21 protein-coding genes and 1 pseudogene are annotated in these 24,233 nt (G+C 66.7%); 12 read left to right on the top strand and 10 right to left on the bottom strand.

Going from position 1 to position 24,233, the window contains the following annotated elements:
• Both HCU76_RS11000 and HCU76_RS10995 read left to right on the top strand, forming a co-directional pair.
• Entirely contained in the window at positions 1 to 1,185 is a 1,185-nt protein-coding gene (locus HCU76_RS11000) for an acetate/propionate family kinase (protein ID WP_213953627.1), read from the top strand.
• Positions 1,182 to 2,093 (top strand): bestrophin family ion channel, encoded by a 912-nt coding sequence (locus HCU76_RS10995; protein ID WP_213953626.1) that lies wholly within the window; start codon positions 1,182 to 1,184, stop codon positions 2,091 to 2,093. Before HCU76_RS11000 ends, HCU76_RS10995 begins: the two co-directional genes overlap by 4 nt.
• Before the next feature lie 96 nt (positions 2,094 to 2,189).
• On the opposite strand, the gene HCU76_RS10990 is transcribed toward HCU76_RS10995, so the two are convergent.
• Positions 2,190 to 2,963, bottom strand: coding sequence for an enoyl-CoA hydratase (locus HCU76_RS10990; protein ID WP_213953625.1), 774 nt, complete (start codon positions 2,961 to 2,963; stop codon positions 2,190 to 2,192).
• 15 nt (positions 2,964 to 2,978) lie between these two features.
• On the bottom strand, positions 2,979 to 3,740 hold the full coding sequence (locus HCU76_RS10985) for an IclR family transcriptional regulator (protein WP_345944621.1): 762 nt from the start codon (positions 3,738 to 3,740) through the stop codon (positions 2,979 to 2,981).
• 164 nt (positions 3,741 to 3,904) lie between these two features.
• On the opposite strand from HCU76_RS10985, the gene HCU76_RS10980 reads away from it, so the two are divergent.
• The gene (locus HCU76_RS10980; RefSeq protein WP_218509251.1) at positions 3,905 to 5,542 is read left to right on the top strand and encodes a GMC family oxidoreductase; all 1,638 of its coding nucleotides are present in this window, start codon (positions 3,905 to 3,907) and stop codon (positions 5,540 to 5,542) included.
• 50 nt (positions 5,543 to 5,592) lie between these two features.
• On the top strand, positions 5,593 to 6,921 hold the full coding sequence (locus HCU76_RS10975; RefSeq protein ID WP_218509250.1) for an MFS transporter: 1,329 nt from the start codon (positions 5,593 to 5,595) through the stop codon (positions 6,919 to 6,921).
• Positions 6,922 to 7,027: 106 nt separating this feature from the next.
• Here the strand turns inward: HCU76_RS10975 and HCU76_RS10970 are convergent, their stop codons facing one another.
• Together HCU76_RS10970 and HCU76_RS10965 are read right to left on the bottom strand one after the other, a co-directional pair.
• Positions 7,028 to 7,663: a hypothetical protein gene (locus HCU76_RS10970; RefSeq protein WP_218509249.1), complete on the bottom strand. Its 636-nt coding sequence runs from the start codon at positions 7,661 to 7,663 to the stop codon at positions 7,028 to 7,030.
• A gap of 76 nt (positions 7,664 to 7,739) precedes the next feature.
• Complete coding sequence (locus HCU76_RS10965; protein WP_213953620.1) at positions 7,740 to 8,063, bottom strand: hypothetical protein; 324 nt, start codon at positions 8,061 to 8,063, stop codon at positions 7,740 to 7,742.
• A gap of 230 nt (positions 8,064 to 8,293) precedes the next feature.
• On the opposite strand from HCU76_RS10965, the gene HCU76_RS10960 reads away from it, so the two are divergent.
• Positions 8,294 to 10,054 carry a winged helix-turn-helix domain-containing protein gene (locus HCU76_RS10960; protein WP_218509248.1) on the top strand — a complete coding sequence of 587 codons (1,761 nt, stop codon included), beginning with the start codon at positions 8,294 to 8,296 and terminating at the stop codon, positions 10,052 to 10,054.
• A gap of 148 nt (positions 10,055 to 10,202) precedes the next feature.
• Here the strand turns inward: HCU76_RS10960 and HCU76_RS10955 are convergent, their stop codons facing one another.
• The 3 genes from HCU76_RS10955 to HCU76_RS10945 form a co-directional block, all read right to left on the bottom strand.
• A complete protein-coding gene (locus HCU76_RS10955; RefSeq protein WP_218509247.1) occupies positions 10,203 to 11,045 on the bottom strand; it encodes a glucose 1-dehydrogenase in 843 nt (280 codons plus the stop codon).
• A 92-nt stretch (positions 11,046 to 11,137) separates the two neighbouring features.
• The gene (locus HCU76_RS10950; RefSeq protein WP_218509246.1) at positions 11,138 to 12,442 is read right to left on the bottom strand and encodes a UDP-N-acetylglucosamine 1-carboxyvinyltransferase; all 1,305 of its coding nucleotides are present in this window, start codon (positions 12,440 to 12,442) and stop codon (positions 11,138 to 11,140) included.
• Between the two features lie 286 nt (positions 12,443 to 12,728).
• A complete protein-coding gene (locus HCU76_RS10945) occupies positions 12,729 to 13,142 on the bottom strand; it encodes an FKBP-type peptidyl-prolyl cis-trans isomerase (RefSeq protein ID WP_213953616.1) in 414 nt (137 codons plus the stop codon).
• Between the two features lie 103 nt (positions 13,143 to 13,245).
• On the opposite strand from HCU76_RS10945, the gene eat reads away from it, so the two are divergent.
• The 4 genes from eat to HCU76_RS10925 all read left to right on the top strand — a co-directional run bounded on the left by eat (position 13,246) and on the right by HCU76_RS10925 (position 17,592).
• Complete coding sequence (gene eat, locus HCU76_RS10940) at positions 13,246 to 14,610, top strand: ethanolamine permease (protein WP_218509245.1); 1,365 nt, start codon at positions 13,246 to 13,248, stop codon at positions 14,608 to 14,610.
• 16 nt (positions 14,611 to 14,626) lie between these two features.
• A complete protein-coding gene (locus HCU76_RS10935; protein ID WP_218509244.1) occupies positions 14,627 to 16,024 on the top strand; it encodes an ethanolamine ammonia-lyase subunit EutB in 1,398 nt (465 codons plus the stop codon).
• Positions 16,025 to 16,055: 31 nt separating this feature from the next.
• Positions 16,056 to 16,841 carry an ethanolamine ammonia-lyase subunit EutC gene (gene eutC / locus HCU76_RS10930; protein WP_218509243.1) on the top strand — a complete coding sequence of 262 codons (786 nt, stop codon included), beginning with the start codon at positions 16,056 to 16,058 and terminating at the stop codon, positions 16,839 to 16,841.
• Positions 16,842 to 17,004: 163 nt separating this feature from the next.
• On the top strand, positions 17,005 to 17,592 hold the full coding sequence (locus tag HCU76_RS10925) for a peroxidase-related enzyme (RefSeq protein ID WP_218509242.1): 588 nt from the start codon (positions 17,005 to 17,007) through the stop codon (positions 17,590 to 17,592).
• 103 nt (positions 17,593 to 17,695) lie between these two features.
• Here HCU76_RS10925 and HCU76_RS10920 read toward each other — a convergent pair whose 3' ends face one another.
• Entirely contained in the window at positions 17,696 to 19,345 is a 1,650-nt protein-coding gene (locus HCU76_RS10920; protein ID WP_371319799.1) for a phosphoethanolamine transferase, read from the bottom strand.
• 138 nt (positions 19,346 to 19,483) lie between these two features.
• Positions 19,484 to 19,915, bottom strand: a pseudogene (locus tag HCU76_RS36575) (phosphatase PAP2 family protein); the annotation flags it as partial.
• A 321-nt stretch (positions 19,916 to 20,236) separates the two neighbouring features.
• On the opposite strand from HCU76_RS36575, the gene HCU76_RS10915 reads away from it, so the two are divergent.
• Both HCU76_RS10915 and HCU76_RS10910 read left to right on the top strand, forming a co-directional pair.
• Positions 20,237 to 20,908, top strand: coding sequence for a response regulator transcription factor (locus HCU76_RS10915; protein WP_213953611.1), 672 nt, complete (start codon positions 20,237 to 20,239; stop codon positions 20,906 to 20,908).
• On the top strand, positions 20,905 to 22,242 hold the full coding sequence (locus HCU76_RS10910; protein ID WP_218509241.1) for an ATP-binding protein: 1,338 nt from the start codon (positions 20,905 to 20,907) through the stop codon (positions 22,240 to 22,242). The genes HCU76_RS10915 and HCU76_RS10910 overlap by 4 nt, the downstream gene beginning before the upstream one ends.
• Positions 22,243 to 22,414: 172 nt before the next feature.
• Here HCU76_RS10910 and HCU76_RS10905 read toward each other — a convergent pair whose 3' ends face one another.
• Positions 22,415 to 23,179: an SDR family oxidoreductase gene (locus HCU76_RS10905; protein ID WP_218509240.1), complete on the bottom strand. Its 765-nt coding sequence runs from the start codon at positions 23,177 to 23,179 to the stop codon at positions 22,415 to 22,417.
• 123 nt (positions 23,180 to 23,302) lie between these two features.
• Here HCU76_RS10905 and HCU76_RS10900 point away from each other — a divergent pair, with 123 nt between their 5' ends.
• Positions 23,303 to 24,202: a LysR family transcriptional regulator gene (locus HCU76_RS10900; protein ID WP_218509239.1), complete on the top strand. Its 900-nt coding sequence runs from the start codon at positions 23,303 to 23,305 to the stop codon at positions 24,200 to 24,202.
• Positions 24,203 to 24,233: the final 31 nt, after the last annotated feature.

The following is a 24,233-nucleotide window of genomic DNA, read 5'->3' as shown; positions in this document are numbered from 1 at the left end:
ATGTCCGATGTCGTCCTCGTCCTCAATGCCGGCTCCTCGAGCATCAAGTTCAGTGTCTTCGAAGCGGAGGGAGAAAACATCCCGTTGTTCAACGGCCAGGTCGAAGGCCTGTACACCGCGCCCCGCTTCACCGCCAAGTCGGCCATCGGAACGCGCATCGGCGATCGCGAATGGGGCGATGGCATCGCGCTGGGTCATGAGGGGGCCATCGCCTTCCTGATCGAGTTCTTCCGTGAGCAACTCGCCGGTCACAGCCTCGTTGCAGTCGGCCATCGCGTGGTGCACGGGGGGCTGGCTTTCGCGCAGCCAGTGCGCATCGATGCCGACGTGATCGCGGCGCTGCGCAAGCTGAGTCCGCTGGCACCGCTGCATCAGCCGCACAACCTCGGGCCGATCGAGATCATCGCGAAGCTCCAGCCCAAGCTGCTCCAGGTCGCCTGCTTCGACACGGCCTTCCATCGCCGCCAACCGGAGGTCGCGCAAGCCTTCGCACTGCCGCCGTCCATCACTGACCGCGGCGTGCGGCGCTATGGGTTCCACGGGCTCTCGTACGAGTACATCGCCAGCGTGCTGGGCGGGTTCGATGCGAAGGCGGCGTCAGGGCGCACCATCGTTGCGCACCTGGGCAACGGAAGCAGCATGTGCGCGATGGTCGACGGCCGAAGCGTCGCCAGCACGATGGGTTTCACCGCGCTCGACGGCCTGCCGATGGGCACGCGTTGCGGCAGCCTCGACCCGGGCGTGCTGCTCTACCTGATGGACGAGATGGCAATGGACGTGCGTGCCATCGAAGACCTGATCTACAAGCAGTCGGGGCTGCTCGGCGTGTCGGGCGTGTCCAGCGACATGCGGGTGCTGCAGGCGAGCGAGGACCCGCGCGCCAGGCAGGCGGTCGACTTGTTCGTCTACCGGCTGGGGCGCGAACTGGGATCGCTGGCCGCGGCGGCCGGCGGGGTCGATGCGCTGGTTTTCACCGCCGGCATCGGCGAGCACTCAGCGTCGATTCGCGAGCGCGCCTGCCGCGACGCAGCCTGGCTGGGCATCGCGCTGGACCCGGTGGCCAACCAATCGGGCGGGCCGCGCATCAGCACGGCTGCGAGCAAGGTGTCGGTGTGGGTCATACCCACCAACGAGGAGCTGATGATCGCGCGCCACGCGATGAAGATCTCGCAGGCCGGCGGGTGATCGTCCGGCCGCCGCTCCATTGGCTGCGCATGGTGTTCGTGTGGCGCGGCTCGGTGCTGCGCGACATCGCGCCGCAGTTGCTGCTGGTCACCGGCTTCGCGATCCTCGTCACCGTGATGCACGGGCGGCTGTTCGAGTGGAAGGTTCCGCTCAACTTCGTGCCCTTCTCCCTCATCGGCCTGACGCTGGCCATCTTCCTGGGCTTTCGCAACAACACCAGCTACGCGCGCTACTGGGAGGCGCGCATGCTCTGGGGCAGTGTGCTCAACGAGACGCGCACGATGCTGCGCCAGGCGCTCACCCTGGTGGACCCGCCCGGCGAAGTGCCATTGCTCGCGGGACGGTTGATCGCGTTCGTGCATGCGCTGCGCCACCAACTGCGCAAGACCGAGCCCTCGGCCGATCTCGAACGGCTGCTCTCTCCGGAAGACCGCGCGCGCCTGCAGACGACGCTGTTCAAGCCCGCGATGCTGTTGCTCCTGGCCGGCGAATGGGTGCGCGACCGCCGGCAGGCCGGCCAGCTTGCGCCTACGCTGGTTCCCGCGGTCGAACATCCGCTGGGCCGGTTGACCGAAGCGCTGGGTGGTTGCGAGCGCATCGCCAGCACGCCGATCCCGTTCACCTACGCGGTCATCATCCACCGCACGATCTTCCTGTACAGCGTGCTGCTGCCGTTCGGCCTCATCGACTCCATCGGCCCGATGACGCCGGTGATCGTGGCCTTCATCGGCTACACCTTCTTCGCGCTCGAAGCCCTGGCCGCTGAGATCGAGGAGCCCTTTGGGACGGAGCAGAACGACCTGGCGCTGGACACGATGTCGCGAATGATCGAGTCGACGCTGCGCGAGATGCTGGGAGAGCCACAGCGGCCGATCGCCATGGAGCCCGACATCTACATCCACACCTGATCGCTTGAAGCTTTCTACTGCGGCCACCGATCTCGCGACGAAATCTTCAAGCCTTCATATATCAGAGTCCGTGCGAAAGCCGAGGCCTGTTATCAGCTACTTCCGCTTCAGGAACGCCGCCATGAAGCGCTGCGGCTCGCCCGTCGCATAGGCGCTCGCGAACTCCTCCACGCCGTTGCGGATGGAGGATTCCAGCGGCTCCTGCTGCCATTCGCGCAGAAGGCGCTTCTGCTGTCGCATCACGGAAGGTCCGTAGCCCGCGAACTTCCGCGCCATGCGCTCGACTTCGTCGTCAAGCCGCTCCTGCGGCACGACGATGTCCACCAGGCCCCAGGCCAGGGCCTGGGCGGCATCGATGTTGTCGCCGGTCATCAACAGCCAGTTCGCGCGCGCCTGCCCGATCAGGCGCGGCAACAGCGCCGCATGAATGATCGATGGAATGCCGACCTTCACCTCCGGCATGCCCAACTGCGCACGATTGGAGGCGATGCGCAAGTCGCAAGCCGCCGCGAGTTCCAGCCCACCGCCCAGCGCCCAGCCGGACAGGCGCGCGATCACCGGGCTCGGGAACAGCCGCACCGCCTCGCAAAGGCCGCGCAGCTTGTCGATGAACACGCGCGCGCTGTCGACGTCGAGCGCGCCCATCTCCCGGATGTCGGCGCCACCCACGAAGGCCCTGTCGCCAGCGCCGCGCAGCACCAGCACGCGCACTTCGCTCTCCGCGGCAAGTTGCGAGATGGCTTGACGCACGTCGTCGATGACCGGGGTGCCGATGATGTTCAGCGCGTTGGCCGAGCGGATCGTGACGGTGGCGATGCCGTCGGCTTGCATGGCGAGGGTTGCGTGTTCGTATTCAGGCATGTTGTTCATGGTCGCAGGAGGGCGTCAGAGCAAGGGTGTCATCCGCGCGGCGGCGGCCTTCAACGCGTCGATGCGTTTCAGCGCGTCCTTCAGCGTCATGCGCGCCGTCGGCGCATGCAAGGCGATGGCTGCGCGCACTTCGCCGGCCGCGTTGCGCACCGGCACCGCCACGGCGATCAGCCCGGCGATGAACTCCTCCGCATCGCAGGAATGGCCGCGCACGGCGATCGCATCGCATTCGGCGCGCAGTTTCGCCGTCGACACGATGGTGTTGCGCGTCATGCGCGTGAGCGTGAGGCCGGCGATGAGCCGGTCGCGCTCCTTGCCCAGCATCTGCGACAGGAACAGCTTGCCGCTGGCCGTGCAATGCAGCGGCACATGCGAGCCGACATCGAGCGTCAGCCGCAGCGGCCAATGGGCCTCGACACGGTCGAGGTACAGCACCTGCGCGCCATCGAGGGTGGTGAAGTTGCAGGTCTCGTCCACCTGCCGCACCAGGTCCGCCAGGACGTCATGACGCAGCCCGCGCACCACGCCATGATTGAGCGTGTCGAAAGCCAGCTGCCGCAGCGCCGGGCCGACGTTGTAGAAGCGCTCCTCCACATCCCGCGCCAGGAAGCCGGCGGCCAGCAACTGCGTGCAGATGCGGTGCGCGGTGCCCTTGGGCAAGGCCAGCTGGGCGGCCAGTTCGGCGAGCGACAAGGCGCGCCCCTCGCTCGCCAGCAGCGACAGCAGGCGAAGGCTGCGCTCGGCCGATGAGCCGCTGCCGGCGACATCGGCAGTCACGGACTCCGACTCGGCAGCCTGTGAACTCGCTGCGGCTCTCTTTGGCCGGGCTGATGTCATCCGGGTAAACCTCTAAATTAAATGGAACCTTTCGTTCCGAAAATTTACGACACAATCCGGGCCGCAACGAAGCGATTGTTCCACTGCCGGACGCACCTCCATCCATGACCGAGAAAGAGTTCGACTACATCGTCGTCGGCGCCGGCTCCGCGGGCTGCGTGCTGGCCGCGCGGTTGAGCGAAGACCCGGCCACGCGCGTGCTCCTGCTCGAAGCCGGGCCGCCCGACAACTCGCCGTGGATCCACCTGCCCATCGGCTACGGCAAGACCATGTGGAGCCCGGTCTACAACTGGCGCTTCGAGACCGACCCCGACCCGGGCATGAACGGCCGCCGCATCTACTGGCCGCGCGGCAAGACGCTCGGCGGCAGCAGCTCGATCAACGGCCTCATCTACATCCGCGGCCAGCGCGAGGACTACGACCACTGGGCCGAGCTCGGCAACACCGGGTGGGGCTACGACGACGTGCTGCCCTACTTCATCAAGTCCGAAGGCAACCAGCGCGGCGGCATGCCGCTGCACGGAAGCGATGGGCCCCTGAAGGTCTCGGACATCGGCGCGAAGCATGAACTCATCGAGGCTTTCATCCAGGGCGCTGGACAGATCGGCGTGCCGCGCACCGACGACTTCAACGGCGCACAGCAGGAAGGCGCGGGCTACTACCAACTCAACACATTCAACGGCCTGCGCTGCAGCACGGCCAAGGCCTACCTCGCGCCCGCGAAGCACCGCGCCAACCTGTGCATCGAGACCGAAGCCTTCGCGGCCAGCCTCGTGATGGAGGGCCGGCGCGCCATCGGCGTGCGCTACCGCCAGGGCGGAGAGCTGAAGACGGCGCGCTGCAAGGCCGAAGTGCTGTTGTCGGCCGGCGCGATCCAGTCGCCGCAACTGCTGCAGTTGTCGGGCATCGGGCCGCGCGCGCTGCTCGACCGGCTCGGCGTACCCGTGGTGCACGACGCGCGCGGCGTCGGCGAGAACCTGCAGGACCACCTGCAGATCCGCCTCGGCTACGAATGCACGAAGGCGATCACCACCAACGACCAGCTCAACTCCTGGTTCGGCAAAGCCAGCCTCGGCATCGAATGGCTGCTGCACCGTACCGGCGCGCTCGCCATCGGCATCAACCAAGGCGGCTGCTTCATGCGGGCGCTGAAGGACGCTGGCGGCAAGCCCGTGGCCGCCACGCCCGACATCCAGTTCCACGTGGCCACGCTGTCGGCCGACATGGCGGGTGGCAAGGTGCATCCCTATTCGGGTTTCACGATGTCGGTGTGCCAGTTGCGGCCCGAGTCGCGCGGCCACGTGCGCGCCCGCACACGCGACCCGTTCGAGGCGCCGGAGATGCAGCCCAACTACCTCTCCAAGGACCTCGACCGCCGCACCGCCGTCGCGGCCGTGCGCGCCGCACGCGCCATCGCGCACTCGCCCGCCATGCGCCCCTACGTGAAGCGCGAGGTCAAGCCGGGCCCCGAGGCCGCGAGCGATGCCGACCTGCTCGAGTTCTGCCGCAACAACGGCGCGACCATCTTCCACCCGAGCGGCACCTGCAAGATGGGCAACGACACGCTGGCCGTGGTCGATGCGCGCCTGCGTGTGCACGACATCGGCGGCCTGCGCGTGGTCGACTGCTCCATCATGCCCACGCTCGTCTCCGGCAACACCAACGGACCCGTCGTGATGATGGCCGAGAAGGCCGCCGACATGATCCGCGAGGACGCCAGGCACCCCATCCGCTTTCCGTAGCCGCCGCCCGCAAGGGCATCCACAAAGACACTTCATCTGGAGACAAACCCATGAGTGCGACAACAACAGACGAAAAAGCGATACGCAAGGTGGTCATCTCGGCCCTGGTGGGCGCCACGATCGAGTGGTACGACTTCTTCCTCTACGGCGTGGTGGCCGGCATCGTGTTCAACAAGCTCTACTTCCCCGGCAGCGATCCGGTGGTGTCGACGCTGCTCGCGTATGCGACCTTCGCGGTCGGCTTCGTCACGCGACCGCTCGGCGGCGTGATCTTCGGGCACTTCGGCGACCGCATCGGGCGCAAGGCCATGCTGATCATCACGCTCATGATCATGGGCGTGGCCACCTTCCTCATCGGCCTGGTGCCGACCTATGCGCAGATCGGCATCGCGGCGCCGCTCCTCCTGTTGCTGCTTCGCGTCGCGCAGGGCATCGGCCTCGGTGGCGAATGGGGTGGCGCGGTGTTGATGGCGTACGAATACGCGCCGAAGGAAAAGCGCGGCTTCTACGCCTCCCTGCCGCAGATCGGCCTGGCCATCGGCCTGTGCATGGCTTCGGGCGTGGTGGCGCTGCTGTCGTCGGTGCTCACCGACGAGCAGTTCATGTCCTGGGGCTGGCGCATCGCCTTCCTGCTCTCCGGCGCAATGGTGGTGGTCGGCATGTACATCCGCCTGCACGTCCAGGAGACGCCCGAGTTCACCGCCATCAAGGCACGCAACGCCGAGGCGCGCATCCCCTTCATGGACATGATCCGCCGCTACCCGGGCAACGTGTTGAAGGGCATGGGCGCGCGCTACATCGACGGCGTGTTCTTCAACATCTTCGGCGTGTTCTCGATCAACTACCTGACCAGCACCCTGAAGATCAGCCGCACGGACGCGCTGTTGGGCGTGATGGCCGCCGCGGTGGTGATGTGCTTCACCATCCCGATCTTCGGCCGCCTGTCGGACAAGATCGGCCGCAGCAAGGTCTACCTGTGGGGCTCGCTGGTCACGGCCATCGCCGCCTTCCCCGGCTTCTGGCTCATGACGCACAGCGACGGCAACGTGTTCCTGATCTGGCTGGCGATCATCGTGCCCTTCGGCATCTTCTACGCGTCGGTGTACGGCCCGGAGGCCGCGCTGTTTTGCGACCTGTTCGACGCCAAGGTGCGCTACACCGGCATCTCCTTCGTCTACCAGTTCTCGGGCATCTTCGCCTCGGGCATCACGCCGATCATCGCCACCGCGCTGCTCAAGTCCGGCGGCGGCCAGCCTTGGCAGATCTGCATGTACGTGCTGTTCGCGGGCGTGGTGTCGGCGATCTGCGCCTGGATGATAGGGCGGGCCGGGGACAACACGGATACGGTGCAGCAGGCGGACCTACGAGCGCGGGCCTGAAGAAGCCGATCATGAATATGCCGTGACAGAGGGTGGACCCGAGCGCGCTCGAACGACGTCCTTCAAGAGCGAGTTGCCATCAGTGCCCGCACTTGCGCACTTGCGTTCAATCCACCGTGAAACGAGTGGCTGTCACCGTGCCGCCGATGTGTTCGATCAGGGTGACCTCGTCCGCCGCATACTGGTCGATCGTAAAAGTGCCTGTGTAGCTGTCACGCGAGTGGCTCAGGGTGACCGTCTCACGGATGATTGCGGGTCCCAAAAAGACAGAGGGCGAGGAAGGCGGCACTGAATCGGTGCTGCTGTAGCTGAGCCCGACGTGCTTGAGCTTATAGGTCGAATTCCCGATCTGCTCCCACACGCCCATGCAAACGTCCCCGGTACTGGGCGCACGGCCGCCGGAGACCAGGACTTCCGTTCCGTCACTGTGCCACTGTGCCGTGCCGAAATCGATCGGAGCTCCGTTCGGAATCGGGATCGGGTACGCCGTGCCGTCGGAGACGAGCGTGACTTTCCACATTCCGACGATCCCGGTGGCGTTGGACGCAGGTCTTCCCGTGTTGTCTTCATGCATCCGGCCCGCTGCGCCGGATATGCCCCAATTCGGCGGTTTCCCGGAAGCTCCGGTATACATGCCACAGCCGGCCAGGGCCTCGCCGGTTGCCGCTGCGCCCGCGATGCCCATACCGAGCACAAAAAGGTGCCTGCCTATGTAACGCCGCAGTGTCGATCTTGCATTCATGACGAACTCCTTCAGATGGGGGAACGAGTGCCGCTGGCTTTCTCACATGCCTGCGGAGGGATCAGGCCGCGCTGCATCAGATGCGGCGGAGCAGCCAGACGAATGCGACAGCGCCAGCCATGCTTGCGGCCAGCGTCGTCGTCAAACCGGGTTCGCCTTCGTTCGGAGCACGAGGGGAGGAAATGGCAGCGCGAGCACCAAGGGTCGGTTCCTGCGACGCGAACAGGTCCGGCGAAAACGGGCTGTAGATGGCCGAGCCCAGCGAGGGTGGTTCGGCTTGCAACACTTGCTGCGTGGTGGCCAGGACCGGGCTATGGTTCTGAGCACTGGCCGAGGCCCACACGGCGACGCTTCCGATCGATACGAGGACGGCGGCCGTCCGTCGGGAGAGAAATTTCATGCTGGATCCATGGAGATTCGACTCGATGAGACGATGCACCACGATAGGTTCCACGCCCTGAAGCCGACACGAACGCGAGACGATCGTCTGCCGACCGACCCGATCGATTCCCGATCGCTCTACGAAATGCCGGCGTGGCGAGGCCTTCAAGACCTTGGGAAGGAGGAACAAAATCCGCTTGCTTGGTCGCCGCACAAGATGCAGCATGCAAATCCGAGAGGGGTCGATCCATGAACGACGAGCCATCGACGATCAAAGAGCGAATCCCGCAGACGATTGCTTCATTGCGGGCGCGGGCGGAGGTTGTCGCGTCCGTCCGGTTCGCGGATTTTGAGTTCGATTTCCAACGCGATGAGCTTCGGCGCGATGGCGTCCTGATTCCGCTCCGACCAAAGCCCGGCGCCCTCCTGCGCTATCTGCTCGCCAATCCCCGGAGGCTTGTCAGCAAATCCGAACTGATGGAGCACCTATGGGGCGACGTGGTCGTGACCGACGACTCGCTGGTCCAATGCGTTGGCGAGTTGCGCAGCAGGATGGGCGACCAGGGCCCGAAGCTGATCACGACCCACCCGCGGCGCGGCTACAGGTTTGAGGCAGAGGTTCGTTCTTGCAGCCCCGAAGAGCCCGGCCTCGCTCCTGACACTGCCGATCCGGGCGCAGCGGCAAACACTTCGCCGGCAACGATCACGCGAGTACCACCACGCCGAACCTGGCGCGGCGCTGGACTGACGCTCGCGCTGGGGGTGTTCGCCATCGCTGGCGGTGCGGTCTACCTTCGGCCTGCAACCGCGCCGACGACCTATCGCATTGACGACGAGATCGCAAGGCGATATTCGCTTGTCGTGATGCCCTTCCGGGACGGGACCGCTTCCGCGCCGAAGGCGGTCAGAGAGGGGATGGTGGATGAGATTGCCTCGCTGATGACGCAACGGCAAAACGCAATCGTCATTCGCTCGGCATCGCCCGTCGGCGCGCGCTACGCAATGAGCGGCACCGTCTCGGCAAACGGTGCGGGTATCGTCGTATCAGTCCAGGTCAAGTCGGTGGCCGATGGCACTATTGTCTGGTCAGAGCATTACGACTACCCCGATCGAAATGATCCCCGGATCAACCTCGACGTCGCAATGCGCACGGCCGGCGGCCTCAGGCTTCGCCAACTTGAGCTTCACAAGGCCAGGGTAAGTGCTCCCGGATATCGCTTTGACCCCGCCGACCTCACCTTGTCCGGTTGGGAAGACATCGACCGCCGACAGACTGCACAAGACGTCAGCAGGGGGAAGGCCCGATTCGAGGAAGCCCTGAAGGCCGACCCCGAGTCAGTGCTGGCACTCACGGGGCTTGGAGCAGCGTTGATGTCCGAGCGCTTTGGAGCCTCAGGTGAGCCGGCACCCCGCGACGTGGCCGAATCCGAACGCGTCGCAGCAAAGGCCATCAACATCGCACCGAACGACACCGTCGCCCTCATCAACTGGGCAAACGTGCTGCTCTTTCGAGGGCAGCCGACGCTAGCTCTTCCCTTCTACGAAAAGGCTGTACTGCGCGCGCCGTCCAATCCCAATGCGCATTTGAGGTACGCCACCATCCTGCTGATCGTTGGACGTTCGGGCGAGACCCAGTCTCAAATAGAAGACGCCATGCGCATCGGGCATCGCGATCCGCGAAACATGGCCAATGCCTACTTTGTGGCCTCGAACGTTGCCTTTGTCGCCGGAGACGATGAGAAAGCCTACGCGCTGGCACTGCGCTCGCTTGCGGAAAGACCCACCTTCGGCAGTTCGTACGCCATCCTCGCATCGATCGATGCGCTGCATGGCCGCTCGGCCCAAGCGGCGAAGAACATGGCCGAGCATCGCAGGGTGATGCCCTACAGCACCATCGAGCGTTACGTCATCAACAATCCATCCGGCTCGGACAGCTATCTGGCGAGTCGAAATCGCATGGTGGAAGGCTTGCGAGCGGCGGGCTTGCCGGAGCACCTTTCAATGAATTGAGGGCTTTCTGCCATCACCACGTCCAATTACTTTGTGGGAGCAAAGTTGAAGTGTCGTCCTTGGCCGGTGGTGCGATGAACCTGCCGAGAGAGCGTCCATCGAGGCCTCAACGAATCACTCCGCGCACCGGTTTCATTGCGTCCAGACCTCAGCCTTGCGCCTGCGGTGCCAGCACCGAGCGCAGCATCTCGCGCCGCTGGTTGCTCTCGCTCCACAGCCGCCCGCAGGAGATGCCGCCATCGACGACCAGCGCATGGCCGTTGACGAAGCTCGAATCGTCGCTGGCCAGCCAGAGCGCGGCATTGGCAATGTCGTCGGGCACGCCGGCGCGTTGCAGCGGCTGCACGTTGGCCAGCGCCATCAGCATGATGCCGGCCGAACGCTCGGCTTCTTCCGCGTCAAGGCCCATGCCGCGCCCGAAGATCGGCGTGGCGACGCCGCCCGGGCAGATGCAATTGACACGCACCCCGCTCTCGCCGAGCTCGGTCGCCACGCTGCGGGTCAGGTTGATCACCGCGGCTTTCGCGGCCGCATAGGCGTGGCCGGAAAATCCGGCTTGCAGGCCGGCGACGCTGGCCGTGCTTACGATGCTGCCCGAGCCCTGTCGCTTCATGATCGGCGCTGCGTGCTTCATGCCGAGGTACGCGCTGCGCACCAGCACGGCCATCGCGTGGTCCCAGCCCTCCGCGGCAAGGTTCTCGATGGGACCGCCGGGACCGGGAATGCCGGCGTTGTTGAACAGGCAATCCAGCCGCCCGAACATGGAAAGCGCCACGTCGATGGCCTCCTGCACATCGGCCTCCCGGCTCACGTCGGTGTGCTGGAAGACCACCTGCGGACCCAGCTCATCGGCCAGCCGCCTGCCGCGCTCGTCCTGCAGATCGGCGATCACGACCTTCGCGCCCTCGCGCGCAAACAGCCGCACGCTCGCCTCTCCGATGCCGCTTGCGCCGCCGGTGATGACCGCTACCTTGGAATCCAGACGTCCCATGATCGAAACCTTCCCATGTTGTGTGAATGGAGCGATCCGCACTGTGCCATGGCGCGCGGCGCGTATCCACGAGAGCGGCCTGGGAGACTCCCTTACTCCTCGCTGGTCCACTCCACCTGCACGCCAAGGCTGCGCAGGTTCTCGACGAAGTTCGGATGGGCGCGCCGGATGGGCGTGGCGTTGCGGATCTCGGAGCGCCCTTCGATGCTGGCCGCCACCATGAACAGCGCGATCGCGACGCGAATGATGTACGGGCTCTCGACCACGGCCGGCGTCAGCGGATTGCCGCCGAAGGTGATGAGCCGGTGCGGGTCCGACGAGAACACATGCGCGCCGAACTTGGACAACTCGCCGGTCCAGCCCAGCGCGCCGTCATACACCTTGTTCCAGAACATCGCGTTGCCCTGCGCCCGCACGCCCAGCGCGATGAAGATGGGCAACAGGTCGACCGGGAAGTAAGGCCACGGCGCCGCCTCGACCTTGGTCAGCACGTTGCTCGTGAAAGGCGTCTGCACCTTCAGCGGACCGGTGCAGGTGGCGCGCGACCAGCCATCCTCATGGGTGATCTTCACGCCGAATTTCTCGAAGGTGCGGTCGAGCAGCGGGAAGGTCTCGGGCGCGCTGTTGCGCACGATGACGTCGCCGCCGGTGATGGCGCCCAGCGCCAGGAAGGTGGTGATCTCGTGGAAGTCCTCGTCGAAGCGAAACTCGCCGCCGCTCAGCTTGCTGCCGCCGTGCACCGTCAGGCGCGAGGTACCCATGCCCTCGATGCGCACGCCCATCATGGCCATGAAGCGGCAGAACTCCTGCACGTGCGGCTCGGAGGCGGCATTGGTCAGCGTCGACGTGCCATGCGCGGCAGCGGCGCACAGCACGAAGTTCTCGGTGGTCGTGACCGACGCGTAGTCGAGCCAGTGATCGTTGGGAAGCAGCGCGCCGTTGGCCCGGCGCACGATCAGCGATCCCTCGGCGCGTTCGACCTCGCTGCCGAAGCGGCGGAACACGTCGACGTGCGGGTCGATCTCGCGCACGCCGAGCGTGCAGCCCTTGACGTTGTCTTCCAGCCGCGCCACGCCGAAGCGCGCCAGCAGCGGCGGCACCAGCATGATCGACGAACGCATCTCCTCGGGCAGGCGGTGGTTCTTGCAGTCGAACACCGTGGCGTGGTGGTGCAGTTCGAGCGTACCGGTGGCATGGTCCATCTTCACGTCGCTGCCGAGCGTGCGGAAGATCTCGAGGATCTTGCGGACATCGGTGATGTCCGGCACGCCGAGCAGGCGCAACGGTTCGCAGGTGAGCAAGGTGGCGCAAAGCACCGGCAGCACGGCGTTCTTGTTGGCCGAAGGGATGATGCGGCCACGCAGGGGCGTGCCGCCGTGAACGACGAGATTGGTCATGGGAACGGGGGTGGAATGTTGCGAAGCAGGCGCCTCGGCGCGGTGCGATGGCATGAACTGTAGCCTCCGAAAAGCCGTTCACCGGGTGCAAACGTGACAAAGCGGAAATTGCGCATCGCCAGGGAGACGCTTCTCACGCAAGGGCCCTCACCGCCCCGGTTTCACCGCACGCGCGGACCCTCGAAGCGCCGCTGCGCATGTCCGATGAGGCCGATCGAAGGATCGACGCCGACCGCCTGGGGCCGCCCAGGTGTGCCCGCGATCGGCCATGAATTGGCGTGGTCGCTCAGCGTCCCTTGATCGAAATCAGCTCGACTTCGAAATTGAGCGTGGCATTGGGCGGAATCGTGCCGCCTGCGCCCTTCGAGCCGTAGGCGATGGCGGGCGGGCAAGTCAGCTTGGCCTTGCCGCCGGGCTTCATCTTCTGCACGCCTTCGGTCCAGCACGGGATCACGCGGTTGAGCGGGAACTCGGCGGGCTCGCCGCGCGAATAGGAGCTGTCGAACTCCTTGCCGGTATCGGGGAAGGTGCCGCGATAGTTCACCTTGACGGTGTCGGTGGCGGACGGCGATGCGCCCGTGCCGTCCTTGATCGACTCGTAGACCAGGCCGCTGGGCGTGGTCTCGGGCTTGCTTTGGGCCCACGTGGCGGCCGGGACGATGCAGAGAGAAAGAAGAACGGCACTGAGGGTAAGACGCACGGTATTTCCTTGATGAGCAGAAAGCGGCCATTATTGCCAAGCAACACGGGTGGCATTCCTCTTGCTCGCCACTTCCATCGCCACTTGTGTAACAGGAACCACCATGTCCTCCGGCCTCAGGAAAGTGCTCGGTCCCGTCCAGTTGTGGGGCATTGCCGTGGGCCTGGTGATCTCGGGCGAGTATTTCGGCTGGAGCTACGGCTGGAACACCGCCGGCACGCTGGGCTTCCTGGTGGCCACGGTGCTGGTGGCCACCATGTACACCACCTTCATCTTCAGCTTCACCGAGTTGTCGACCGCCATACCGCACGCGGGCGGGCCGTTCGCCTATGCGCGCCGCGCATTCGGGCCGACCGGCGGCTTCATCGCCGGCTTTGCCACGCTGGTGGAATTCGTGTTCGCGCCGCCAGCGATCTCGCTGGCCATCGGTGCCTATCTCAACGTGCAGTTCCCGGGCATCAATCCGAAGTGGTTCGCGCTGGGGGCCTACGTGATCTTCATCGCGCTGAACTGGGTCGGCGTCGGCATCGCGGCCGCGTTCGAGCTGTTCGTGACGGTGCTGGCCATCGTCGAACTGCTGGTGTTCATGGGCGTGGTCACGCCGGGCTGGACCTGGGCCAACTTCACCGCCAATGGCTGGGCCGGCGGCGAGGTGCTGAACGGCGCGGCCATCTCCGGCATCTTCGCGTCGATCCCCTTCGCGATCTGGTTCTTCCTCGCCATCGAGGGCGCGGCCATGGCGGCCGAGGAAGCGCGCGACCCGCACCGCACCATCCCCATCGCCTACACCACCGGCATCCTGACGCTGGTGCTGCTGGCCTTCGGCGTGATGGTCTTCGCGGGTGGCGTCGGCGACTGGCGCAAGCTGGCCAACATCAACGACCCGCTGCCTCAGGCGATGAAGGCGGTCGTCGGCGACAACAGCGGCTGGCTGCATATGCTGGTGTGGATCGGGCTGTTCGGGCTGATCGCCTCGTTCCACGGGATCATCATGGGCTACTCGCGCCAGATCTTCGCGCTGGCCCGCGCCGGCTACCTGCCGGCCTTCCTCGCGGCGCTCAGCCCGCGTTTCAACACGCCGCACCGCGCACTGCTGGCGGGCGGCGCGATCGGCATCGCGGCCATCTTCAGCGACGAGTGGGTGCAGTTCGGCGGTCAGACGCTCACGGCCAACATCGTCACGATGTCGGTGCTGGGCGCGATCGTGATGTACCTGGTCTCGATGGCGGCGTTGTTCAAGTTGCGCGCCGCCGAGCCGGGCCTGGAGCGCACGTACCGGGCGCCCTTCTACCCGGTGTTCCCGGCCATCGCGCTACTGCTCGGGCTGGTTTGCCTTGGCGCGATGATCTGGTTCAACGGCTTGCTGACACTGCTGTTCTGCGGTCTCATGGCGCTCGCCTATGCATACTTCCGCGCCACGGCCGCCCAACGCCACGCGGCCGCGCCCGACGCCATGCTCTCGACCTGATCCAACGCCCTGAAACATGCGCTACAGCACGACCATCGACTCGCAGGTTTTTGTGTTCGACGACCTGAGGCAGGTGATGGCCTTCGCCAGCCCGGCCCGCTCCGGCGACTATCTGGCCGGCATCGGCGCCGCCACGGCGCAGCAGCGCATGGCCGCCCGCCACGTGCTGGCCGACACGCCGCTGAAGCAGTTCCTCACCGAGGCGCTGGTGCCCTATGAAGACGACAACATCACGCGGCTCATCATCGATAGTCATGACGGCGAGGCCTTCGCGCCGGTGGCGCATCTCACGGTCGGCGACTTCCGCAACTGGCTGCTGTCCGGATTGGCCACCACCGAAGCACTCCGCGAACTCGCGCCCGGCCTCACGCCCGAGATGGTGGCCGCAGTGTCGAAGCTCATGCGCAACCAGGACCTGATCGCCGTGGCCCGCAAGTGCAGCGTGGTCACGCGCTTTCGCAACACGCTCGGCCTGCCGGGCCACCTGGCGGTGCGACTGCAGCCCAACCATCCGACGGACAACCTGCGCGGCGTGGCCGCCTCCACGCTGGACGGCTTGCTGATGGGGGCGGGCGACGCGGTGATCGGCATCAACCCGGTCTCCGACAGCCTGCCGGTGCTGGGCTCGCTGCTGCGCATGCTGGACGAGGTGATCCGGCGCTTCGAGATACCCACGCAAAGCTGCATCCTCACGCATGTGACCAACGCGATCCGGCTGGCCGAGGCGGGGGCGCCAGTGGACCTGGTGTTCCAGTCGATCGGCGGCACCGAGAAGACCAACCTCTCGTTCGGTGTGACGCCGGCATTGCTGGACGAGGCCTACGCGGCGGCGCTGTCGCTCGGGCGCGGCACCGTGGGCCACAACGTCATGTACTTCGAGACCGGCCAGGGCAGCGCGCTGTCGGCCAACGCCAACTCCGGCGTCGACCAGCAGACCTGCGAAGCGCGCGCCTATGCGCTCGCGCGGCGCTACAAGCCGCTGCTCATCAACACCGTGGTCGGCTTCATCGGGCCGGAGTACCTCTACGACGGCAAGCAGATCATCCGCGCGGGCCTGGAAGACCACTTCTGCGGCAAGCTGCTCGGCCTGCCGATCGGCTGCGACGTCTGCTACACCAATCATGCCGAGGCCGACCAGGACGACATGGACACGCTGCTGGTGCTGCTCGGCGCAGCCGGCATCAACTTCATCATGGGCGTGCCGGGCGCCGACGACGTGATGCTCAACTACCAGAGCACCTCCTTCCACGACGCGCTCTTCCTGCGCGAGACCCTGGGCCTGAAGCGCGCGCCGGAGTTCGAGGACTGGCTGCAGCGCATGCGCATCACCTCGCCCGACGGCGGCCTCGAAGCGCCCTCGGCCAACCGCCTGCTGCACGGGATGGGCCAGCTTGCCGCGCTGGGCGCGTCATGACCGGGGCCATTCCCACACACAAGGATCCCCGATGACCGCCGTCACGCCCAGCCCCTGGACCTCCTGGCGCGCCGCCACGCCGGCGCGCCTCGCGCTGGGCCGCGCCGGCAACGGCATGCCGACCGACGAAACCCTGCGCTTCGGCTGGGCCCATGCGATGGCCCGCGACGCGATCCATGCCCCGCTCGATGCCGATGCCCTTGAACGCGAACTCGATGCCGGCGGCTGGACCACCACGCGGGCCCGCAGCCGCGCCGGCGATCGCACCACCTACCTGCGCCGGCCGGACCTCGGTCGCCGCCTCGATGCGGACGACGCGGACCGCTTGCGCGCGGCCCTGGGCGAGCGGCCGAGCGAAGGCTGCGACGTCTGCCTCGTCATCGGCGACGGGCTGTCCTCGCTCGCAGTCGCGCGTCATGCCGCACCGCTGCTCGCGGCCTTGCGCCCGCACCTGCCGCCGGCGCTTCGCCTCTCGCCCGTGGTCATCGCGACGCAGGCTCGCGTCGCGCTTGCCGACGACATCGGCGAACTGTTCGGCGCCAGGCTCTCGGTCATGCTGATCGGCGAGCGCCCCGGCCTCAGCTCACCCGACAGCCTGGGCATCTACCTCACGCACGCGCCGCGCCATGGCCGCCACGACGCCGAGCGCAATTGCATCTCGAACGTGCGACCCGAGGGGCTTGCCTATGACACCGCCGCTTTCAAGCTGTCGTGGCTCATGCGCGAGGCGCTGCACCGCGGCTTGAGCGGTATCGCGCTCAAGGACGAGAGCGATCACGCGGTGCTGCCGGACGACCAAGGGCCGGCGCTGCCCTGACACGGCTCCGCCATCGAACGTACGACTGCATTGGATCGCCTTGCCGTCTGCGGCACTGTCTGCGGCGCTGCGCCTCGTTCCGCGCTTGATTGCAAAGCCGCATGAGGCGCCAGGCGCAGGCGTGCGTCCTATCATGCCCACCCGACAACAAGACGAGACACCCATGCCCGCCCGTTACCCCCTTGCCGAACTGGCTGACCTGCCCGAAGACATCCGCACCGCCATCCTCGCCGTGCAGGAGAAGGCCGGGTTCGTGCCGAACGTATTCCTCGGCCTCGCGCGGCGCCCCGCCGAATGGCGCGCCTTCTTCGCCTATCACGATGCGCTCATGCTGAAAGAGGAAGGCTCGCTGACCAAGGGCGACCGCGAGATGATCGTCACCACCACCAGCGCGCGCAACCAGTGCCTCTATTGCGTGGTGGCCCATGGCGCGCTGCTGCGCATCTACGAGAAGAAGCCCCTGGTCGCCGACCAGGTCGCGGTGAACTATCGCAAGGCCGACATCACGCCGCGCCAGCGCGCCATGCTCGACTTCGCCATGAAAGTCTGCGATCGCTCGCACGAGATCGACGAAGCCGACTTCCCTCCCCTGCACGCGCACGGCTTCGACGACGAGGACATCTGGGACATCGCCGCCATCACAGCCTTCTTCGGTCTCTCCAACCGCCTGGCCAGCTTCAGCGGCATGCAGCCGAACCCGGAGTTCTTCCTGATGGGGCGCGTGCCCCGGGAAAAAAAGCAAGCGCAATAGTCCCGTCTCCTTTCCAGGAACACCGCGAAACCGGCTTCGCCGGGCCGCTGGTGTTGCCCCCGGTCGGGGGGGAGAGCCGCAACGCGGCGACCTGGGGGCGAGCCTAGTCCCCCCGGCACTTGCCGAACATATCCAGCGCCGGCTTGAAGGTCGGCGTCTGCACATCCATCATTGCCAGCGTGGTGTGGTACAGGTTGTCATGCGTGTACGGCGAATCGAGGTCGCCCTTCAGGCAGCTCGCCGACAGCCGCGCACGCTGGCGCAAGCCTTCACTGAACCAGGCCACCAGCGGCACGTGCTTCTGCTCCTCCGGCGCAATGCTGTAGGGCAGGCCGTGCAGGAACAGGCCATACTCGCCCAGCGATTCGCCATGGTCGCTGACGTAGAACATGCCTGCGTCGTAGTTCTTCGACTGGGCCTTGAGCCAGTCGATGGTGCGGCCGAGCACGCGGTCGGTGTAGCGGATCGAGTTGTCGTAGCCGTTGATCAACTGCTCATGGCCGCACTCGGCCAGCGCGTTGGTCCTGCACTCGGGCACGAACGCCTTCGCATCGGGCGGCGAGCGCTTGTAGTAGGCCGGTCCGTGGCTGCCCATCATGTGCATCACCAGCACCACGCCCTTGGCCCGCCGCTCCTTCGGCAGGCCGGCCAGGCGCGCGTCCAGGTCGAGCAGCAGCGCGTCGTCCAGGCACTCGCCGGCTTCGCACAGGGCGGCCTTCGCCGCGGGCTGCAGGCCGTCGATCGCTGACGCATTCGGCACGCGCACGCAGACATCCTTGCAGCCGGCCTGGTTGTCGACCCACAGCACCGCGAGCCCGGCCGCTTGCAGCACGTCGAGCAGGTTCTCGTGGTCGTCCTTGCTGCTTTCAAAGGCCTCCTTGCCGAGCGGCGAGAACATGCAGGGCACCGAGGCCAGTGTGTTGGTGCCGCAGGAGTGAACATTGCGATAGCTCAGCACATCGCGCCGGGCCAGTTCGGGGTTGGTGTCGCGCGCGTAGCCGTTCAACGAGAAATGGTCGGACCGTGCCGTCTCGCCCACGACGATCACGTAGAGCGGCGGCTTGCCCTGGTTCGCATAGCTGGGCCCCAGCGCCGCGCCGGCGGTCATCGGCACCAGCTTGCGCGTGTAGACGAACAGCGGCCGTGCGACAACGGTGGCGGCCGAGTAGACCGCGGCCAGCGGGTTGAGCATGTAGCGCAAGTGGACGTTGTTGCGCATCAACGGCGCCAGTTGCTGGTTCATGGCCATGATGCCGCCAGCCGCGACGGCGGCACAGCCCAACAGCAGCGCCCCGTTGCGCCAGGCGTTGGCCCACAAGCCCATGCGCACGACAGGCACGCGCCAGAGCCACCACACCGGCAGCACCGAAACCAGCAGCACGTTCGCCAGCATGCGCCAACCCAGCAGGTCACGTGCTTCGTGCACGTCGGTCTGCAGGACATTGGCCGCCATCGACGGGTCCATGACCATGCCGTAGGCCAGCATGTAGTGCTGCACCGCCGCCGCCAGCAGCACCAGCACGATCCACACCGGCTTGAACCAGCGCGACCAGGCCGTCAACGACAGCAGCGCGACGGTGCCCGTCATCAACAACAGCACCATCACGGCGATGGTGCGCAGGTACACGCCCGGCGTCTGGCCCAGGTGAACCAGCTCCCGCCACAGCGCCCAGTTGGCCGCCAGCGCCAGGTACAAGCTGAGCCAGAGGATGATGCTGCGCGGCGAGCGCGGGCGCGCCAGCCAGGCGCCGATGCGCGCGAACGGCCCGTCGGAGTTGCCCGATCGCCCGGAGGAAGAAGGCCATCCGGCCGATGCGGCGTCACGCCCCGTGCCGCCTGACACCGGCGCCGTGCCGCGCCCGCGCGTTACGAGGAAGTCGATCGCGAAGGCAATGCTCCAGCAGATCCAGGCGGTCCACATCGTGTGGCTCATGTAGTGGGCGCCGCGCATCTGCTGCGCGATGCCGAGCACCAGGCCAATCACCACCACGGCCGCCAGCCAGCGCCATGCAATGGCCGGGTCCCGACGGCGGAAAACGAACCAGCCGCCAAGGTAGGCAAATGCGGCCGACGCGTGGCCCGCGGGAAAGCACTTGCCCGGCCCGCCGTCGCGCACGCCCCAGGCCCAGTGCGACACGTGGGTCGCGACACCGCCGAAGACCTGCATGTCCCACGGGCAACTGGTGCGGCTGCCGGTCTTGATCAGCGACACCGCCAGCACCCCGGCCAGCACCGAGATCGCGAGTTGGACCCGATCGCGCGGATCGAGCCGGCGCAGCACCCAGAACGGCCGGCGAATCGCGAGGAACAGCCCCAGGACCATCGCCCAGCTTGCAAAGCGAGGCACCTCGTGCAGCCAGAGGATCAGCCGATGGTTGTCGCGCCATGGAAAGCCGGTGGGCGTGCCGAACAGGCGTGCGGCGGCCATGTCCAGGCCGGAGGCGTCCCAGAGGAGGATGAGGACAAGCGAAAGGAGGGTGGCGGCGAGAGGGCCGCGGAGCGATACGCGATTCATGGGCTAACCTTCCAGCATAGGTTGCCCACCTGAACGCATTCTGAAGGACCCCCGCCCCACTCCGCAGCGCCGGCCACGACGTCGACCGGCCCTTTAGACTCCCGCATTTCACTTATCCAGGAGCCTCGTGTGCGCGTACTGTTGGTCGAAGACGACGTGGCGCTGTCCGATGCAGTGTGCGGCTATCTCCACGCCAAGGCCTTCGTGGTCGATGCGGTGCAGAGCCTGGCCGAGGCGCGCGTGGCATTGGTCTCCGCGCAATACGCCGCCGTGCTGCTCGACCTCCACCTTGGCGACGGCGACGGCCTTTCGCTGCTCCCCGCGATTCGCGTCCTGAAGGATCGCCCCATCGTGATCGTGCTCACCGCGCGAGACCAGGTCACCGACCGCATCCGCGGCCTGGACGCCGGCGCCGACGACTACCTCATCAAGCCCTACGACCCGGGCGAACTGCTTGCGAGGCTGCGCGCCGCGGAGCGTCGCCGGAGCGTCGGCAATGCGCCCGTCTTGCAGCTTGGGGCCATCGAGATCGACCTGGCGCGCGACCTGGTCCGCAAGAAAGGCGTGCCGGTGACACTGACCCAGAAGGAGTGGGCCCTCCTGCGCGTGATGGCGACCCGCCCGGATCGCATTCATACGCGCGAAGTGCTGCAGGACGCGCTCTACGGCTACGACGACGGCACCGACAGCAACACGCTCGAAGTCTTCATCAGCCGCCTGCGCCGCAAGCTGGGCCGCGCGCATATCCAGACGCTGCGCGGCCTCGGCTACCGGCTCGCCTTCTCCAACGCCGAGGAATGATCAAAGCCCCGGACACGCTGGCCGGCCGGCTCACCCGGGCACTCACGCTGTGGGTGGGCAGCGTGTGGATCCTGTGCGTGCTGGCGGTGGTCTGGTATGTGGACCGCGAGATCAACTACAACTTCGACAATGAACTGGTCGAGGTGTCCCACCGCATGTTCGATATCGCCGTGGAGGAACTCGACCGGCGCCAGCCCGACTTGCAGCCCGGTGCGCCCCTGATCGCGCCCACACCGCTGTTCCCCGATGCCGCCGTGGTCTACCAACTGGTCGACCGCGACGACCGCGCACTGTTGCGCTCGGCCGAGACGCCGCCCAATACCTTCGACGTATCCAACGCACCCGGCTTCGCCAACCTCGAGGCCTGGCGCATCTACACCGTGCGGCATCCGACGCGCGAGTTGTTCCTGCAGGTGGCCGACCCGCTGCGCGACCGGCGCAAGGCCTTGAACCACACGCTGTTCGGGCTGCTGGTGCCGCTGATCGCGGTGATACCGCTGCTCGCCCTCTTGCTGCGCCACATCGCGCGGGGCGAGCTGAAGGTGCTGCGCGCCCTGGCCGGCGAGATCGCGCGGCGCAGTGGCGCCGACCTCCGCCCGATCGCCCTGCCCGGCCTCCCGCGCGAACTGAAAGTGGTGGGCGACGACGTCAACCGCCTGCTGGAGCGGCTCTCGCAAGCGCTCGACGTGGAGCGCGCACTGGCGGCCAATGCGGCGCATGAACTGCGCACGCCGCTGGCGGCCGCCCGCCTGCGACTGCAGACCGCGCTGGACCACGACCTGCGCCGCAGCGACGTGCAGGCCGCGCTGAATGCGCTGCACACGCTGGCCCATCGGGCCGAGAAGCTGCTGCAGCTTTCGCGCGCAGAGTCCGGCGCTTCGCTCGCGCGCGGCAGGGTCGACCTGGTGCGGCTCGGCGCCACCGTGGCACAGGAGTTCTGGCAGGACCTGCATGCACGCGACCGGATCGACCTCGAGGTGCCCGAGACGGAGCCCGCGCCCATCGTCATGGGCGACTTCGACGCGCTCGCGATCGCCTTGCGCAATCTCATCGAGAACAGCCTGAACTACGCGGGAGACAGCCGCGTACTGGTCGAAGTGACCGCCGATTGCAACCTCGTCGTGCGCGACGCCGGCCCTGGCGTGAGCGAAGCCGAACTGGGCAACCTCAAGCAGCGTCACCAGCGCTACACCGCCGAGCACACCGGCTATGGCCTCGGCATGTCGATCGTCGCCACCATCGTGGCGAAGCACGGCGCCCGGCTCGAGTTGCGCTCGCCGCCCACAGGCGCAGCCACCGGTTTCGAGGCGCGCATCGTGCTGCCGCCTGCGTAGCCTCTCAAGTCGATGTGGCTTTGCCATCTCGACTTGATCCCCCGCGGGGGGCCGGCCGGCTGCGGCCCGGCCCTGGGGCCCTCAGAAGGTGTGCCGCACTCCGGCTTTTTCCGAAAGCTGTGCCGGGCAAATATGCGAGCAAACCGGCGTGAACGTTCGTGAATCGACGCGCTCAGGTGCGGGTGATCGACGCGCCGCCATCCACGAGCGAAGCGGTGCCGGTCACGAAAGCGGCATCGTCCGAGGCCAGGTACAGCACCGAGCGGGCCAGTTCCTCGGGCTTTGCGACGCGCTTGAGCGCATGCAGGTTCGTCACGAAGGCTTGCGACTCGGGCGTGTTGTTCATGCTGCGATACATGGCCGTGTCCACCGCGCCGGGCAGGATCGCGTTGACCCGCACGCCCTTCGGCCCGAACTCTGCCGCCAACGCCTGTGTCAGCCCGATCAGGCCTGACTTGCTGGCTGCATACGCCGCCACGCCGGGGAAGGCAAAGGTGTGGCCGACGAAGGTGGACGTGAAGATCACCGAGCCGCCGCCGTTCTTCAGCATCTGCGCGATCTGGTGCTTGGCGCCCAGGAAGGAGCCCGTCAGGTTGATGGCGATGGCATCGTTCCAGCCGGCCTCGGAGACCTCGGTGCTCGCCCCGCCCTCACCCAGGGTGCCAGCATTGTTGAAGGCGATATCGAGCCGCCCGAAGCGCTGCACAGCCAGTTCGACCAGGGCCTTGGCATAGTCCTCCGAGCGCACGTCGCCAGCCAGCGCAGTGGCTTCGCCGCCGGCGCGCTGGATCTCGTCGACCAGATCGTTCAGCTCGCCCTGACGCCGCGCGCCGACGACCACCTTGGCGCCTTCGGCCGCGAAGAGCTTGGCGGTGGCATGGCCGATGCCCGAGCTCGCGCCGGTGACGACAGCAACTTTTCCAGATAAACGTCCCATGATTGACTCCGATTGGATGGTCCGGCGAACGGTGTCCGCCTTCAGACATGACTCAGTGTGGAGACGGGGGACTGTTCGCAGTAGATTGCAAACATCTGATCTACCTTCCGGGAAAGTCGAACAATGCTCAAGCTAGACGGCATCGCCAGCTTTGCGGCCATCGCGGAATCGGGCTCGATCAGCGAGGCAGCACGGCGCCTGCGCCTGTCCAAATCGATCGTCAGCGAGCGCCTCGCCGACCTGGAGCGCAGCCTCGGCGCCGCGCTGCTGCACCGCACGACGCGCAAGCTGAGCCTGACCGAGGACGGCAACGCCTTTCTGGAGCGCGCGACGCGCATCCTGCGCGAGGTCGAGGACGCAGCCTCGGACATGGCCGAGCGCCGCGGCAGCCTGGCCGGCCCGCTGCGCATCGCGGCGCCGGTGACCTTCGGCCGCATGCATCTGGGCCCGGCGCTCTACCCCTTCCTGGCGCAGCACCCAAGGCTGGCGCTGACGCTGGATCTCGATGACCGGCGTGTCGATGCCGCTGCAGATGGCTTTGACGCCGTGGTCCGCCACGGACCGCTGGAAGACTCCCGGCTGGTGGCCTGGCAGTTGGCCCCGAGCCGCCGCCTGCTGGTGGCCTCACCCGCCTACCTGGAGCGTCATGGCAGGCCCGATTCATTGGAGGCGTTGCAACGGCATCGTGGGATCTTCTATACCAACCGCGGCGTGGCCGACTGGCGTTTTCAGGGGCCGGACGGCGCCGTCGCGATCCGCGCCACCGTGGGTTTGCGCGTCAACAACGGCGACCTGATGCGGGATGCGGTTGCCGCCGGATTGGGCATCGCCCTGTTGCCGACCTTCATCGCCGGCCCGTCGATCCAGACGGGTGCCTTGCAGGTGCTCGACCTTGGCTTGCAGGCGGCGCCGGAGTCCATCTATGTGGCGCATGCCGACGGGCGGCGCGTGTCAGCCAAGCTCCGGGCCTTTGTGCAGCGCCTCAGGGATGCGTTTGGGGATCCGCCGTATTGGGATCGGTGATATCCGACGCATACGCCAGTCCACTCCGGCC

Source organism: Variovorax sp. dw_308 (assembly GCF_019207085.1).
Classification (GTDB): Bacteria; Pseudomonadota; Gammaproteobacteria; order Burkholderiales; family Burkholderiaceae_C; genus Variovorax.
The sequence above is the reverse complement of the archived record's forward strand: the minus strand, read 5'-3'. Positions and strand labels throughout refer to the sequence as shown.

Bases quoted from the DNA above. Each gene is read 5' to 3' on its own strand.
- HCU76_RS11000 (WP_213953627.1), top strand. From the start codon at position 1: ATGTCCGATGTCGTCCTCGTCCTCAATGCCGGCTCCTCGAGCATCAAG.
- HCU76_RS10990 (WP_213953625.1), bottom strand. From the start codon at position 2,963: ATGAACAACATGCCTGAATACGAACACGCAACCCTCGCCATGCAAGCC.
- HCU76_RS10980 (WP_218509251.1), top strand. From the start codon at position 3,905: ATGACCGAGAAAGAGTTCGACTACATCGTCGTCGGCGCCGGCTCCGCG.
- HCU76_RS10975 (WP_218509250.1), top strand. From the start codon at position 5,593: ATGAGTGCGACAACAACAGACGAAAAAGCGATACGCAAGGTGGTCATC.
- HCU76_RS10970 (WP_218509249.1), bottom strand. From the start codon at position 7,663: ATGAATGCAAGATCGACACTGCGGCGTTACATAGGCAGGCACCTTTTT.
- HCU76_RS10965 (WP_213953620.1), bottom strand. From the start codon at position 8,063: ATGAAATTTCTCTCCCGACGGACGGCCGCCGTCCTCGTATCGATCGGA.
- HCU76_RS10960 (WP_218509248.1), top strand. From the start codon at position 8,294: ATGAACGACGAGCCATCGACGATCAAAGAGCGAATCCCGCAGACGATT.
- HCU76_RS10955 (WP_218509247.1), bottom strand. From the start codon at position 11,045: ATGGGACGTCTGGATTCCAAGGTAGCGGTCATCACCGGCGGCGCAAGC.
- HCU76_RS10950 (WP_218509246.1), bottom strand. From the start codon at position 12,442: ATGACCAATCTCGTCGTTCACGGCGGCACGCCCCTGCGTGGCCGCATC.
- eat (WP_218509245.1), top strand. From the start codon at position 13,246: ATGTCCTCCGGCCTCAGGAAAGTGCTCGGTCCCGTCCAGTTGTGGGGC.
- HCU76_RS10935 (WP_218509244.1), top strand. From the start codon at position 14,627: ATGCGCTACAGCACGACCATCGACTCGCAGGTTTTTGTGTTCGACGAC.
- eutC (WP_218509243.1), top strand. From the start codon at position 16,056: ATGACCGCCGTCACGCCCAGCCCCTGGACCTCCTGGCGCGCCGCCACG.
- HCU76_RS10925 (WP_218509242.1), top strand. From the start codon at position 17,005: ATGCCCGCCCGTTACCCCCTTGCCGAACTGGCTGACCTGCCCGAAGAC.
- HCU76_RS10910 (WP_218509241.1), top strand. From the start codon at position 20,905: ATGATCAAAGCCCCGGACACGCTGGCCGGCCGGCTCACCCGGGCACTC.
- HCU76_RS10905 (WP_218509240.1), bottom strand. From the start codon at position 23,179: ATGGGACGTTTATCTGGAAAAGTTGCTGTCGTCACCGGCGCGAGCTCG.
- HCU76_RS10900 (WP_218509239.1), top strand. From the start codon at position 23,303: ATGCTCAAGCTAGACGGCATCGCCAGCTTTGCGGCCATCGCGGAATCG.